This is a genomic window from Nocardia camponoti, assembly GCF_014646135.1.
Lineage (GTDB): Bacteria > Actinomycetota > Actinomycetes > Mycobacteriales > Mycobacteriaceae > Nocardia > Nocardia camponoti.
The window spans coordinates 206,461-220,775 of sequence record NZ_BMMW01000002.1 but is presented as its reverse complement, the minus strand read 5'-3'; the positions used below and the strand labels follow the sequence as shown (position 1 = coordinate 220,775).

General features: G+C 65.7%; 13 protein-coding genes. 7 read left to right on the top strand and 6 right to left on the bottom strand.

From position 1 onward, the window contains the following. Position 1 precedes the first annotated feature (1 nt). Entirely contained in the window at positions 2–583 is a 582-nt protein-coding gene (locus tag IEX78_RS09165) for a suppressor of fused domain protein (protein WP_188828489.1), read from the top strand. Here IEX78_RS09165 and corA read toward each other — a convergent pair. Continuing rightward, entirely contained in the window at positions 580–1,653 is a 1,074-nt protein-coding gene (gene corA, locus IEX78_RS09160) for a magnesium/cobalt transporter CorA (protein ID WP_188828488.1), read from the bottom strand. The two genes, IEX78_RS09165 and corA, sit on opposite strands and share 4 nt — an antisense overlap. A 51-nt stretch (positions 1,654–1,704) precedes the next feature. Between corA and IEX78_RS09155 the strand changes: the two genes are divergently transcribed. The 5 genes from IEX78_RS09155 to IEX78_RS09135 all read left to right on the top strand — a co-directional run bounded on the left by IEX78_RS09155 (position 1,705) and on the right by IEX78_RS09135 (position 6,252). Next, positions 1,705–2,559 carry a PHP domain-containing protein gene (locus tag IEX78_RS09155; protein ID WP_188828487.1) on the top strand — a complete coding sequence of 285 codons (855 nt, stop codon included), beginning with the start codon at positions 1,705–1,707 and terminating at the stop codon, positions 2,557–2,559. Beyond that, the gene (locus tag IEX78_RS09150) at positions 2,556–2,825 is read left to right on the top strand and encodes a hypothetical protein (protein ID WP_229683834.1); all 270 of its coding nucleotides are present in this window, start codon (positions 2,556–2,558) and stop codon (positions 2,823–2,825) included. Before IEX78_RS09155 ends, IEX78_RS09150 begins: the two co-directional genes overlap by 4 nt. 59 nt (positions 2,826–2,884) lie before the next feature. Next, positions 2,885–4,417: an FAD-binding protein gene (locus IEX78_RS09145; RefSeq protein ID WP_308426526.1), complete on the top strand. Its 1,533-nt coding sequence runs from the start codon at positions 2,885–2,887 to the stop codon at positions 4,415–4,417. A 408-nt stretch (positions 4,418–4,825) separates the two neighbouring features. Then, the gene (locus tag IEX78_RS09140; protein WP_373291592.1) at positions 4,826–5,974 is read left to right on the top strand and encodes an NAD(P)-dependent malic enzyme; all 1,149 of its coding nucleotides are present in this window, start codon (positions 4,826–4,828) and stop codon (positions 5,972–5,974) included. A gap of 68 nt (positions 5,975–6,042) precedes the next feature. Further along, on the top strand, positions 6,043–6,252 hold the full coding sequence (locus tag IEX78_RS09135) for a CopG family transcriptional regulator (RefSeq protein ID WP_188828485.1): 210 nt from the start codon (positions 6,043–6,045) through the stop codon (positions 6,250–6,252). Here IEX78_RS09135 and IEX78_RS09130 read toward each other — a convergent pair. Genes IEX78_RS09130 through IEX78_RS09115 form a run of 4 tightly spaced genes read right to left on the bottom strand, consistent with a single transcriptional unit; the run spans position 6,202 to position 9,668 of the window. Beyond that, positions 6,202–6,924: an ABC transporter permease gene (locus IEX78_RS09130; protein WP_188828484.1), complete on the bottom strand. Its 723-nt coding sequence runs from the start codon at positions 6,922–6,924 to the stop codon at positions 6,202–6,204. The two genes, IEX78_RS09135 and IEX78_RS09130, sit on opposite strands and share 51 nt — an antisense overlap. After that, a complete protein-coding gene (locus tag IEX78_RS09125) occupies positions 6,921–7,559 on the bottom strand; it encodes an ABC transporter permease (RefSeq protein WP_188828483.1) in 639 nt (212 codons plus the stop codon). Before IEX78_RS09125 ends, IEX78_RS09130 begins: the two co-directional genes overlap by 4 nt. Next, positions 7,556–8,704: an ABC transporter ATP-binding protein gene (locus IEX78_RS09120; RefSeq protein ID WP_188828482.1), complete on the bottom strand. Its 1,149-nt coding sequence runs from the start codon at positions 8,702–8,704 to the stop codon at positions 7,556–7,558. The genes IEX78_RS09125 and IEX78_RS09120 overlap by 4 nt, the downstream gene beginning before the upstream one ends. Before the next feature lie 7 nt (positions 8,705–8,711). Beyond that, a complete protein-coding gene (locus IEX78_RS09115) occupies positions 8,712–9,668 on the bottom strand; it encodes an ABC transporter substrate-binding protein (protein WP_229683832.1) in 957 nt (318 codons plus the stop codon). A gap of 106 nt (positions 9,669–9,774) precedes the next feature. On the opposite strand from IEX78_RS09115, the gene IEX78_RS09110 reads away from it, so the two are divergent. Next, the gene (locus tag IEX78_RS09110; RefSeq protein ID WP_373291551.1) at positions 9,775–10,653 is read left to right on the top strand and encodes a glycine betaine ABC transporter substrate-binding protein; all 879 of its coding nucleotides are present in this window, start codon (positions 9,775–9,777) and stop codon (positions 10,651–10,653) included. Positions 10,654–10,662: 9 nt separating this feature from the next. Here the strand turns inward: IEX78_RS09110 and IEX78_RS09105 are convergent, their stop codons facing one another. Then, positions 10,663–13,758, bottom strand: a complete 3,096-nt coding sequence (locus IEX78_RS09105) for an MMPL/RND family transporter (protein ID WP_188828479.1) — start codon at positions 13,756–13,758, stop codon at positions 10,663–10,665. Positions 13,759–14,315: the final 557 nt, after the last annotated feature.

Here is a 14,315-nt window from a genome sequence, read left to right as displayed (position 1 = left end):
CATGGACGTGCTTTCGGCGGTGAAGTCGACGGTGCTCGACCACTTCGGGGTCACCCCGGACGCGGTCGACTCGGCGTCGGTCACCTTCCTCGGGCTCGAACCCATCGAAATCCTGCGCATCCCCGGCGACGGCGCGGTGCATTACGCGACGCTCGGCGGGTCACGTCATCCGATGGGCGACCCGGGCGACCTGCTCGCCGACCCGGTGCGCGGCCCGCGCGCCGAACTGGTGCTCACCTTGCGTCTTGGCGCTGGACCGCAGTCGGGGCTGGTGCGCACGCTCGGCGTGCTTGTCGCGTCACCGTCGGTGGAAGGTCTTGTGCTGCAACCGGATTCGCTCATCGATTTGAGCGAACCGCTGTGGCAGGGTTCGCATTTCACCGCCGTTTTGCTTGGCGAGGGCGAGGTGCCTGCTACCCCGTTGCCTGAACCAGCTGAGCCGGTCGCGTACTTCAGTGTCACGCCGATCACCGCGACCGAGGCGGCGTGGGTGCGGGTGCGCGGTGCCCAGGCGTTGCGCGACGCGTGGACCGAAGCGGGCATCGACGTCACCGATCCGGGCCGTCGCGCGGTGAACCTCTAAAGCCAGTTATTGCGTCGGAAGCTGATGAACAGCGCGGTGCACGCGGCGACCATCACGAAAAGCACAATCGGGTAGCCGTATTCGCTGCGCAGTTCGGGCATGTGCTCGAAGTTCATGCCGTAAATACCAGCGATCATCGTTGGCACGGCCGCCATCGCGACGTACGCCGAGATTTTTCGCATGTCGGTGTTCTGTTGCACGCTGATCTTCGCCAGTGCGGCGCTCACGAGTTCGCTCAGTGATTCGTCGAAAACGTTGATGTGTTCGGTGACTTGCGTGTGGTGGTCGGCGACGTCGCGCAGGTAGCGCTTCACTTCCTTCGGCAGCGTGAAATTGGTCGAATTGAGCAGCATCGCGAGCGGAACGGTCAGCGGGGCGACGGCTTGGCGCAGTTCGACGACTTCCCGTTTGAGCTGGTAGATCACCTCGATGCCCACTCGCGAGCGGGTGGAAAAAACTTCCTCTTCCATCTCGTCGACGTCCTGGTCGACGGCTTCGGCAACCTCGACGTAGGAGTCAACAACGTGGTCGGCCACCGCGTGCAGCACCGCGCACGGGCCAAGACGCAGGCGTTCGGGTTCGTTTTCCAGTTCGTGGCGCACGGCGGCGAGGCCGGTGTGGTCGCCGTGACGCACGGTGATCGCGAAGTGTGGGCCAACGAAAACCATGATGTCGCCGGTGAGCACGATTTCGCTGACGGTGTCGATCTCGTGCGCGACGTAACTGACCGTGCGCATCACGAAGAACAGCGTCTGGTCATAAACCTCGAGCTTGGGACGCTGTTTGCCGTGGACGGCGTCTTCGACGGCCAAGGGATGCAGCCCGAAAATCTCGGCGATTTCCGCCATCTGGGCCTTGTCGGGGTCATGCAGCCCAACCCAGACGTAGCCGGTGTCGGCCTTGCTCGCCTCGGCTAGCGCTTTGGCGGGGGCGAATCGGCCAGGCACTCGCTTGCCGTCGATGTAGACGCCACAGTCGACGATGGCCCGCGCGGTTGGCACCGGAATTTTCGGCGGCGTCGGCACGGTGGCGCGTCCTCGGAATGACGGCATGGGCGGAAGGGACGGCATTCCTCGATGCTAAAGGGTCGCCTGCACCGTCGACGCTGTAAGACTGGTGGGGTGCGCATTGATCTGCATACCCATTCCACCGCGTCCGACGGCACCGATTCCCCTGCTGAGCTGGTCCGCAATGCCGCTGCGGCCGGTCTTGACGTCGTCGCGATCACCGATCACGACACAACGAGCGGCTGGGCCGAAGCCGAAGCCGCCCGACCTGCCGGGCTCACGCTGGTCCGTGGCATGGAAATGTCGTGCACCGGACTTGGTGAAGACGGCTATCCGGTGCCGGTCCACCTCCTCGCCTACCTCTTTGATCCTTCGCACGCTGGGTTCGCGCAAGAACGTGAACGCCTTCGGGGCGAGCGCGTCGCGCGGGTGCGGGCGATGGCCGACAAGATGGTCGCCGATGGGCTGCCGATCGACCCCGACGCGGTACTCGCTGGCACGGGCGCGTCGGCAGGTCGACCGCATCTCGCGCGCGCGCTCGTCGCGGCTGGCGTTGTCGAGAGCGTCGACGCGGCCTTTCAAGACCTGCTCGCGCCGCACGGTCCGTACTACGCCGAGAAGGTCGACACCCCGCTCGCGACGGCCGTACGTCTGATCGCCGAAGCAGGCGGGGTGAGCGTTGTCGCCCATATGAAAGCACGCAAACGCGGTCGCCTGCTCGCCGAATCCGAGATCGTTCGACTCGCTGACCTCGGTCTTTCCGGCTTGGAAATCGATCATCCCGACCACAGCGACCCCGACCGCGCCGCCTTGCTCGGTCTCGCGACCGAACTCGGATTGTTGCGAACCGGTTCGTCGGATTATCACGGTACGAACAAGACCATCGCGCTCGGCGCGTGCGAAACCGCGCCTGACCAGTTCGAAGCCCTGCTCGACAAGGCAAGCGGCGTGCCGGTGATCGCGTCGTGACCGGCGTTATTCGCGGCTTTAGCGGGGTGCTCGCCGGTGGCGTGATCGTGCTGATGTGCGTGGTCATCGGCGCGAGCATGCTCGGCACCGATCGCGGCTTTCCCGGACCGGGAACAACGTCGCTGACCTGGCACGTTGGTGCCGCGATCGTTGTTGTGGTCGCCCAACTGGCCGCCGATCGGGCGCGTGGGGGCGCGGTTGTTGGCTGGGCGACGGTTGTCTGCGGCGTAGCTGGGCTACTGCTGTGGACACAGTGGTGGAGTTGAGACCGTGTAATGGTTGCGGTCCGGTGAAATGTCGCCGAACATTTTTGGTTATGACCGGCATGGAAACAGACGTTCTGATTCTGGGTGGGGGACCCGCCGGACTGTGGACTGCCGTCTCCGCCGCCGCGGCGGGCGCGCGCGTGGTGATCGTCGACAAAGCGCGGGCGGGATCGAGTGGACCGACCGTCTACGGGCAGACAACGCTGTGCGACATCGCGCCCGGTCCTGAGCGCGAACTCGCGATCGAGCGGGCTTTCGCTCAGGGCGGCGGACTGGGCGACGTCGAGTGGTTGAGCAACGTGCTCGCCGAAACGCATCGTCGCCTCGCGACGTGGCCTGGCACGCGACATCGACTGCCGACCGGCGATCCAACGGTATTGCGACTCGACGGCGCGAGTTATGTGCGTAGGTTGCGGCGCGGTGCGTTGGAAGCGGGCGTGCGGATTCTCGATCACCATCCCGCGCTGCAACTGCTTGTCGATGGGCGCGGCACTGTCGTTGGCGCGGTTGGGGTGCAGCGGCACAACAAGTTTCGACCGTGGGCCATTCGCGCGGGCGCGGTCGTGATCGCCACCGGTGGTTGCGCGTTTCTGTCGGGCAGCGCGGGCACGGAAGTGAATACCGGCGAAGGCTTGCTGATGGCGGCCGAAGCGGGCGCTGAGCTGGCTGGCATGGAGTTTTCCAGCGCCTACGGGCTCGCGCCGGTGCTGGCTCGGGTCGCGCCGCCGTCGGCGATCGCGGTTGGACTCGGCGTGCGGTTCGGCACGCTCTATGACGAGGCGGGCACCGCGTTGCCAGGCCACTATCCAGCGGCTGCGCTCGGCGCGATCGCCGACGGACATCGCGTGTACGCGGTGCTGAACGAAACGCCGGAAACCGTGCGGCACTGGCTCGGTCGACACGGCGCGCTCGGGCCAGACGGCCGCGTCGCGGTACGTGCCGTCTTGGAAGGAACGATTCGCGGGGGAGCGGGGTTGGCTCTCACCGGCCGCGACTGCGCGACCACCGTGCGGGGGCTTTTCGCCGCGGGCGGGGCAACCGGGCGCGACATGGTCTTGGGTGCGGCCAACGGCTCGGGCGGCTGGAACGGCGCGTGGGCAGTCGCGTCGGGGTCGTGGGCGGGTGCGGCGGCAGCCCGATTCGCGACGGTGAACGAACGCGGCACGTTCGCGCGACCAGTTCCCGGCGCTGGCCTCGGCACGCGTTCCCACATCGACCCGCGCGGCATCGTCGGCCTAGTCCAAGAACACACGCTGCCGCTGCGCCGCAGTTATCGGCGCAGCGCCGGTTCGCTCGCCGATAGCATCGCCGAACTCGACAGCATGTGGCCGGGCGCGCAGTTCGAACTTGGCGGTTCGGGTGCCGAACGTGTGCGCGCCCGACAGGCCGCCGCGCTGTTGGCTGTCGCGCGCTGGGCTGGCTACAGCGCGTTGACGCGCGCCGAGACACGCGGGATTCACCGGCGAAGCGACCACCCCGACGCCAGCGCGGACTGGCGTGTGCGGCTGCGCTGTGGTGGGCTCGACGAGGTGTGGGTGCGTCGCGTGACGCACGGCAACGACCTCACCGTGCCGAGGACGACCGCGGTGTGATTGTTCACCGGATGTTCTAGGTGACCTGCGAGTTTTCGCTAACTCCACGGCAATTGGGTCGCTTTACGCTTAGTCGATGACGCACTATCGGGCTCGCCCGCCTATCGGTTTGGCAACCGCCCGACCGGGCTGGCAGAATGCTTCGAGATTCCCTTCCCTCGCCACCGCCGGGTTCGGGACCCAGGTCGCTTTCCGCCTCACGACGCACCGTCGTATCCGAAAGTCGGCCCGATAGTTCGACTGGACGTACCCGTCCGTCCCAACCCCGCAGTCTTTGAAGTACCCGGCGGTAACTGTCCCCCGGTTGAGCCCAACCCGAGCAGGAGTGGAATCGTGTCCCCTGTGACTGACGCACCGAATGCCACCGCGACGCCCCCGCAGTCTGACGATGCGGCGAGCCTCGCCGCCATCACCAACGACGAGATCTTCGCAGGTCACCTTGGTGGAAAGCTTTCGGTCGAGCTCAGTGCGCCCCTTGAAACGCAGCGCGATCTGTCGATCGCTTACACCCCCGGTGTCGCCCAGGTTAGCCGCGCGATCGCTGAGGATGCCGCGCTTACCAAGACCTACACCTGGACCGACCGCCTCGTCGTCGTTGTTTCCGACGGCACCGCTGTGCTCGGTCTGGGCGACATCGGCCCGCGCGCCTCGCTGCCCGTGATGGAGGGCAAGGCCGCGCTGTTTAAGAAGTTCGCTGGCCTGAACTCCATCCCGCTTGTGCTTGACACCACCGATCCCGACGAGATCGTGCAGACGCTGATTCACCTGCGTCCGTCGTTCGGCGCGGTGAACCTGGAAGACATCTCGGCACCGCGTTGCTTCGAGATTGAGCGTCGCGTCATCGAGGCGCTCGACTGCCCGGTCATGCACGACGACCAGCACGGCACCGCGATCGTCGTGCTCGCCGCGCTCAAGGGCGCTGCCGCAGTGCAGGGTCGCGACATGAGCGGCCTGAAGGTTGTTGTTTCGGGTGCCGGTGCTGCCGGTGTCGCGTGCGCCAACATCCTGCTTGCCGCTGGCATCCCCGACGTTGTGGTGCTCGACTCGAAGGGCATCGTCTCGACCGGTCGCGACGGCCTCAACGACATCAAGGCCGACCTCGCCGCTCGCTCGAACCCGCGTGGCATCACCGGTTCGGCCGCCGACGCGCTCGCTGGTGCCGACGTGTTCCTCGGCCTGTCGGCTGGCACCATCCCCGAGGAGCTCATCGCGTCGATGGCTCCCGAGGCGATCGTGTTCGCGATGAGCAACCCGGACCCGGAGATCCACCCCGACGTCGCTGCCAAGTACGTCGCGATCGTGGCGACGGGCCGTTCGGACTTCCCGAACCAGATCAACAACGTGCTCGCCTTCCCCGGCGTGTTCAAGGGTGCGCTTGATGCGGGCGCGCGGCGCATCACCGAAGGCATGAAGGTCGCCGCCGCGAACGCCATCTTTGGCGTTGTCGCCGACGAGCTTGCCGTCGACAAGATCATCCCGAGCCCGCTCGACCCGCGCGTCGCCCCGGCTGTTGCCGATGCCGTCGCAGCGGCCGCGCGTGCCGAAGGTGTTGCGTAACAAGGTAATTCGAGCAAAGGCCGCGACCGTTTGGGTCGCGGCCTTTCGCGTGTCACTAGGGTGCGGCTATGCGTGAATTGAATCTGCGACTGCCCGATGACCTGCACGAACACCTGGTTGAGGTGTGCTCAAGCGACGGGACCGAGGTCAACACCGCCATCGTGGAAGCGGTCCAAGCGTGGGTCGCCGTCCGTGCCGCGCGAGCCGCTGAACGGGCGCGACTGAACTCAGTCCTGGCCGACGATCCCGAGCTTCGGGCCCTGCTCGGCGACGAATAGCTCGCGTCGGGCGACCCGACCGGTGCCGGGGATGCTGAGCCAGATCGCGAACGCGAGCAGCCCGTCGAGGACAAGCGCGAGCGCGGCGACGAGCAGCGCGCCAACAAGCACCAGGTCGTAGCGGTACAGCCCGATGCCGTCGAAGATGTAGCGACCGAGTCCGCCCAGGTTCACATACGCCGCGATGGTCGCCGTTGCCACCACTTGCAGTGTCGCCGAACGCAATCCGCCGAGGATCACCGGCAATGCGTTCGGTAGTTCAACGCGAAAAAGCACCTGCGCGTGGGTCATGCCGACTGCTCGCGACGCGTCGACAACGTCGTCGGGCACGTTCGCGATGCCCGCGTACGTGCCCGCTAGTAGGGGCGGAACCCCGACGGTCACCAGTGCGATCAGCGGCGGAATCAGCCCGAGCCCCATGCCGAGGACGAGGAACGTGAGCAGACCAAGCGTCGGTAGCGCCCGCATCGCGTTCGCGAAACCGACAACGTAGGCGCTGCCCCGGCGAGTATGACCGACGACCATCCCAATCGGCACCGCGATCACCGCCGACAGCGCGACCGCCAAGAAGCTGTACCAAAGGTGTTGCGCGAGCCGGTGTTCGATGCCGGTCGGGCCACCCCAATTCGCTGCCGTCGTGAGGTAGGACCATGCGTCGAGAAACAGGTTCATGCGCGCACCCTCGTCCACGGTGTGAGGAATTTGCCGAGGTAGAACACGATCCGGTCGAAGATCAACGCGAGCGCGAGGATCACGATGATGCCAGCGACGATTTCATCGGGATAGTCGCGCTGGTAGCCCTGGGTGAACAGCTTGCCAAGGCCGCCAACGCCAATCAGCGCGCCAACCGACACCATCGCGATATTGGTGACGACCACGACGCGCAGGGTCGAGAAGAACACCGGAATGGCAAGTGGCAGATCAACGGTGAGCGTGCGCCGGAACCGGCCGAAGCCAACGGCGTCGGCGGAATCGAGTACCGATGGCGACACCGTGTCCAGCGCGGCGGGCACCGCGATCAGCAGCAGCGCGGTTGAGTACACGGTGAGCGCGATGATCACGTTCAGCGGGTCGATCGCGGAAATGCCAACGAGCGGCGGGATGATCACGAACAGCGCGATCGAGGGAATGGTATAGGCCAAACTCGACACCGTCGTTGTGATCTTCCGAGCCCACCCGTTCCCGCGAACCACCGAGCCGAGCGGCACCGCGATCGCCAACCCCAGCAGCAGCGGCACCAGCGCGAGAATCAAGTGGGTGCGGGTGATCGCCATGATGTCGGCGAAGTTGTCGATCAGGTACTTCACAGCGCGCCCTGCTCGACGAATTCCCGGTTGCGCACCGCGTCTTCGTGTTCGCGTTGCGCGCTGAGTTGGGCGAGGACGTCGGTTGCGAGGATGCCGCCGCGCGCGACACCCGAATCATCAACGGCCACCCCAATTCCCGACGGCGACGAGATCGCGGCGTCGAGCGCCTGGCGGAGGTCGCCGCCCGGCGCGTACAGCGAACCGCCGGCGCGTAGGTGGTCGCGCAGGGGTTTGCCCGCGCGCACGGCGTCGACGCTGGTGACGTCGACCCAGCCGCCAGGTCGGCCAGCATCGTCGACCAGCAGCGCCCACTCGCCGCGCCGCAGCCGTAGTTGCGCTACCCCGTCCTCTTTCACGGTGGAGAGCTGGTGCAGCGCAACATCATTCGCTGTTCGGAACGACAACGCGCGATAGCCGCGATCGTGCCCAACGAACTCGGCGACGAAGTCGGTTGCCGGTTGCGTGAGCACCCGTTCGGGGGTGTCGTACTGCTGCAACACCCCGCCACGGCCGAACACCGCGATCTTGTCACCAAGCGTGACGGCCTCGTCGATGTCGTGCGTCACGAACACGATGGTTTTCGCCAATTCGCCCTGCAGTCGGCGCATCTCGGCTTGCAGCTCAGCGCGCACAACCGGGTCGACGGCGCTAAACGGTTCGTCCATCAACAGCACAGGCGGGTCGGCGGCCAGCGCACGCGCGACGCCAACGCGCTGCTGCTGACCGCCAGACAGTTGCGCTGGGTAGCGCCCGGCGAGACTGCGATCGAGACCAACCCGATCGAGCACGTCGAGCGCTTCCGCGCGAGCCTGGCTGCGCGACTTGCCAAGCAGCATCGGCACCGTCGCGACATTGTCGATGACCTTGCGGTTGGGCAACAGCCCGCCGCTTTGGATCACGTACCCGATCCCGAGCCGCAACTTCACCGGGTCGATGTCGGCGATGTCGCGGCCGTCGATGGTGATCTTGCCTTTGGTCGGGTCGACCATTCGGTTGATCATCCGCATCGACGTTGTCTTGCCACAGCCCGACGGCCCGACGAACACGGTGAACGAGCCCGAATCAATCTTGAGATTGAGGTCGTCGACGGCGGTTGTGCCGTCGGGATAGGTCTTGGTGATACCGCGAAATTCGATGTCGGACACCGGTCTCCTATCCGATGGGGGAGTTGAGCCCTTGCGCGGTAATCCAGGCGAGCGCCGCTGCCTTTGGTTCGATCTTGGACTGCCCGGAAACCGCGGTGTTGAGCGAGATTAGTTCGGCCGTTGTCAGTTTCGCCGACACCGCGTCGAGAACCGCGACAGCTTTGTCGGTCTTCTTCGCCGCGTTGAACAGCGGGACAACGTTTTGGGCGGCGAAGTTGTGCTTCGGGTCGGCGAGGACGACGAAGTCATTTTGCGCGATCGCGGGCGATGTCGTGAAGATGTCGGCCGCGGTGACCTGGCCGTCGACGAGCGCGCGGACGGTCGCCGGGCCGCCGCCGTCGGCGATCGGGACGAAGTTGCCCGGGCTGATGTCGAGGCCGTAGATCTTCTTCAAGCCGGGCAGGCCACCCGGACGTTCCGCGAACTCGGCGGGCGCGCCGAAGCGGACCTCCGACGAGTGGGCGGCGAGGTCGCCGATGGTCGACAGGTTCCACTTGGTCGCGGTCGCGCGGGTCACGACGACGGCGTCGGAGTCTTCGCCTGGCGCGGGGGTCGCGATGGCGAGGTCGCTTGGCAGGGCCTTGATCAGCGCGGCGGTGACCTCAGGCGCTGCCGTGGCTGTCGCGTCGCGGTCGAGGTATTGCAGGAGGTTGCCGGTGTATTCGGGGATCAGCGAGATCGCGCATTGGTGCAGCGCGGGGATGTAGGCCTCGCGACTGCCGATATTGAACTTGGTGTCGACTTTGAAGCCGTTGATGCGCAACGCTTCGGTGTAAATGTTGGCGACGGTCTCGGATTCGGGGAAGTTGGCCGAGCCGACGATCAGCGAGTCGGACGTGCAACCGCCCTTCGCCGCAAGCGGATCGGAGTTGCCGCATGCGCTCAGCGCGAAGGTTGAGGCGAGTGCGGTGGCGACGGCGAGCACGCGCAGCGTGGTACCCGCGAGACGGGATCGAGTTTTCACTGGGGTCCTTCCGGCAAAGGCGGGCAGTGCGCTGTGCGAGCGACGCGAAGGCCGCAGGTACATTCTGGTAGACCATATTGCCCGCGCAACGCTTCGATCGCGCGGGATGACGGCAAATAAAGGAAGTTGGTGTCGCCAGATGGGGTCGGGCGCGTGGCGGCGGACGCTACTCGCGACACTGGTCGCTACCTGCGGTTTTGCTGCTGTTTCCTGTGCGAATGAACCCGTCGCGCCGGTTGTTGTTGTCGGCGCGGATTCTTCTGTGGAATCGATTGTGCTCGCACAGATTTATTCACAGGCGTTGACGCGCGCCGGTACCGCAACGGCAGTGCGCACCGAGTTGAGCACCCCGATCGCCGACCTCGACGCCGCCCGCATCGCCCTGCTGCCCGCTCGCAACGGGGCGTTGCTTGAGCGGTGGGACCCGGAATCGCCAGCCCGCACGCCTAAGAATGTGCCCGCCGCACTGAATGCCGCACTGCCAGAACGGCTTTCGGTGTCTGATGCTGCCGATGGAACCGAGCTACGTGCGCGCGTTGTCATGAAGTCGGACGAGTTCGCGACGGTTTCCGCCCTCGCCCCGCAGTGTGCGAGCTTGACCGCTGGCTTCGCCGACGTGCCGGGTTTGCGACGCGGTTTGCCGCAGATCGACGGCTGCACCTTCGCCAACGTAACCGAGTTCGCCGACCCGGAATCACTGCGAGAAGCGTTGCGCGCCAATCAAATTCAGGTCGGGGTCGTGAACGGCCCGACAACGGCTGGCGATGGATTGCGCGTGCTCGACGACCCGAAGTACGCGGTGCGCACCCAGAACGTCGTCGCTTTGCACCGCTCGGGCATCTTCAACCGGGTGCAGGCGAAGAAGTTGAATTACGTTGCGGGCGAGCTGAATACGGCAGGGTTGCTGGAACTGGTCGCGAAGGTCCGCAGGGGCGACGACCCGGCCGTCGTCGCCCGCGCATGGCTGGACGCGCACGCCCTGTAGGACTGCGTCTTAGGCGCGGACAACCTCGTATTCAGACGCGGGCGTGTCGGCGACGGGCTTCGCTACGGTCGGGCGGCTCAAGCGGGACGGCCACCAGTTCCAGCGGCCCACTAAAAGCGCGAGTGACGGGATTGTCACCGTGCGCACCACTAGCGTGTCGAGCAACAAACCGACTGCGATCGTGAAGCCGATCTGGGCGATGTTGGTGATATCCGAGAACATCAGCGCCACCATCGTCAGCGCGAAAACGACGCCCGCTGTCGTGATTACCCCGCCCGTCTGCGTGACCGCCCGCGTAACCGCTCCGCGAATGCCACCGGCTGGATCGTCGAGCAGTTCGTCGCGTACCCGCGACATCAGTAGCAGGTTGTAATCGGCACCCACGGCCGTCAATGCGATAAACGACATCGCGGGCACCGCCCAATGCAACGGCTTGTCGAGCAGGTGCTGCCACAGCAGTGCGCTCAACCCGAGCGCCGCCAGGTACGACGCGAGGACGGTGCCGAACACGTACAGCGGCGCGATCACCGAACGCAACGTGATCGCCAAGACGAGCAGGATCAGCAGCGATGCCGCGATGACGATGGTCGCCAGGTCGCGGAACGCGAGCGCGCGCAGGTCGACGTACGTCGCGGCGAGGCCGGCGGCATCAATGCTGGTCGTTTGTAACGGTGTTCGCGCTGCCGCCGCCGTTGCCGCGTCGGCCAACGAACTCGCCAGCGCCATTCCTTCCGCACTGAACGCGTCGGCGGTGCCGAGCACCATCATGCGGGCCGAATGCCCGTCGGGGGAGAGGAAGTACCGTGAAGCCGTCACCAGATCGGCATTGCCCAACGCGAACGTTGGCAGGTTGAACGCCCCGTTGCTCGCGGACAGCGTCGGATTCTGTTGCAGCTCTTGCAGATACGTAACCGCCTGGCCGAGTCCGGTTGGCAGTTCGGTGAGCACCGTCGTCATCTGGCCGACCCCGTCGCGCACCTGACCGGTTCCGTCGGCGAGCGTATTCGCCCCACCGCTCGCCTGACCAAGCCCCGCGTCGAGCGCGCCGATGCCCTGGTGCAGCTGCGTCTGCCCGGCCGACAGGGTCGTCGCCCCCGACTGCGCGGTGCGCAACCCAGTAAGCAATTGCCCGATTCCCCCGCCCAATTGGGCGTTGCCGTCGGCAAGCAACCGCACCCCGTCGCGCAGTCGCGTGACCTCGCCGACTGCCGCGCCAAGCGCACTCCCGTCGAACGCGGCCAGTGCCGCCGACGCCGCCGCGCACAGCGGCACCGTCGCGCAGTGCGGATCGGCGCTGACCATCGCGCGCAACCCGTCGATCGCGGCGAGCGAAGGTTGCGCGGGCGCGAGCGCGGAGTCGACGCCCGCGGCAAGTTGAGCGCTACCAACGCGCAACTGCTGAGCAGCCGAGTCGAGCTGGGTCGCACCATCGACAAGCTGATTCAGGCCGCCGACAAGCGCTTTCGACCCATCGACCAGTTGCGTCGAACCACCGGCGGCCTGCGAAGCGCCCGCCGTCAGGCTCGTCATCCCGTCAGCAAGCGCGCGCGCCCCGTCGTTGAGTTGAACGAGTCCGCCGGTGAGTCGGGCGATGTCGGGTTTGGCCGCGTCGAGTCGAACCGCCGCGCCGCTGAGTTGCGAACTGACCATGCCGAGCTGCTTGTCGACGGCCGCTTCCGCGATCGGCGTGCCGAGCGGCCGGGTAATCGACCGCACCTGCGCGACGCCAGCCACCTTCGACAGTTCGTTCGCGATCGATTCGAGCGCGGCGTAGTCGGCGGAATTGCGCAGGTCGTGGTCGGCCTGAATGAGCAGGAACGTCGGCAGCAGTTCGTTGGTTGGGTAGTGCGCGTCAGCGGCGGCGTAGCCCCGGTTGCTTGGGGTGTCGTCGGGTTGGGTCGCGCGTTCGTCGTAACTGAGCGCGAGCGTCGGCAGCACCAACGCGAGCGCGGCGATCACCGCCAACGACGCCGCGAGCATCCGCGCGGGGTGCGCGCCGATCAGCGTGGCGAGTCGATGCCAGTACCGATTCGATGCGCGCCCACGGGGTTCGGCGCGACCCCACTCGGCCGCGATCGCGAGCAACGCGGGGGTGAGTGTGATTGCCGCGAGCACGGTCACGGCGACACCGGCCGCGCACGGGATGCCGATCGTGCGGAACACCCCGATACGCGTTGCCGTCATCGTCGCGCAGGTGACGACGATGATGAGCCCGGATGCGAGCACGATCGGCGTGATCCGTCGGTAGGCCGCCTGATAAGCGGGCCCAACTTCGAGCCCAGCCCGCCTGCCCTCGTGATAGCGACTGATGAAGAAGATCGCGTAATCGGTGCCCGCACCCAACACCATCGCCGACAGCAACGCGACGGAGAAGATCGACGTCGGCAGCCCGGCGATGCCAAGCAGCGAGACAACAGCGCGCCCGGCACCGAGCGCCATCCCGATCGTGATGAGCGCGACGAACGTGGTCGCGATCGACCGATAGGTGAGCAGCAACAAGACAGTAATGAGGACGACGGTGAGCAGCGTGATGATCGTGAGCGCGTCGTGGATACCGCCGAGTTCGTCGGCGAAGGTGGGACTTGGCCCGGTCACGTTGACAGCCAGGCCCGGTGGCGCGGGAACCGAGTCGATGATGGCGTTCACCGCCGTGAGCGAGCGCGTCGCGTCGGTTGTCCCGGTATCGCCGACGAGTCGGATGCCGAGATACACCGCTTTGCCGTCGGCGCTGAGCACCGAACCCGCCGTCGTCGATGACGCCCACAGGTCATTGACCGCTTCCACGTGCGCGCGATCGGCGCTCAGCGCGGCGACGACCTTCGTGTAATAGGCGCGGTCTACCTCCCCGAGCGGTTGAGCGCGCGTGAGCAACAGATAAGCGCCACCGGAACTCGTTGTCTCGCCGAACCGTTCGCCCATCGTCGCGAGCACTTTCGCGGCGGGGGTGTCGGTGGGGACCATCGGCGTTGAACTGGCGAAGACCGTCGTTTCCAGCTGTGGCACTGCCAGGTTGCCGAGTCCCGCGACGAGTAGCCACGCGAACACAACCACATAGCGGAAACGGCGAACGGAGTCGCCGAAGCGATCAAGCCCGTTGATTCGCATCCGATTTTCCCTTTCAGATACCACGCAAGGCAGAGACCGTGCCCGGGGAGATGGAGAGGAAGCGCGCGAATCGCGCGAGAAGTGGCGTCAGCCTAACACGGGCCGATCGTTGGTTTCGCTCACGAAAGTGCACGAAAAACGCGGTAAGACAACGCCTTTGGTGAGTGTGATCTCAGCCACTTAATGGCTAGGGGTGGTCGTGGTTCATGTTGTGAGTTCTCCCGATATGAAGGCTTCGCGACTGGTCTCGGGTCATCAAAGTGTCAGTTTCGAGTCGCATCTTTTCACTTAGAAGTGTTAGCTCATACGGTGTCACAGACAGTGAGTCGTCTAGTGGCTTTCCACAACGTTGTGGATTCGGACCTGTAACCGGAAATTTCCGCAACTACCAGTGCTTTTGCTTCGGCTTCAAGATCTGTTGAAGGTCCGAAACCAGTCAAATTCCGTCGCGATGATGCGACTGACGCCCGCGTTACGACTCGACCTGAGTCGTCACGCTTATCGAAACGCGCCCGAAAATCGTTGTCGCTCTTGCCTTCTCGCGTGACCCGCTGTGA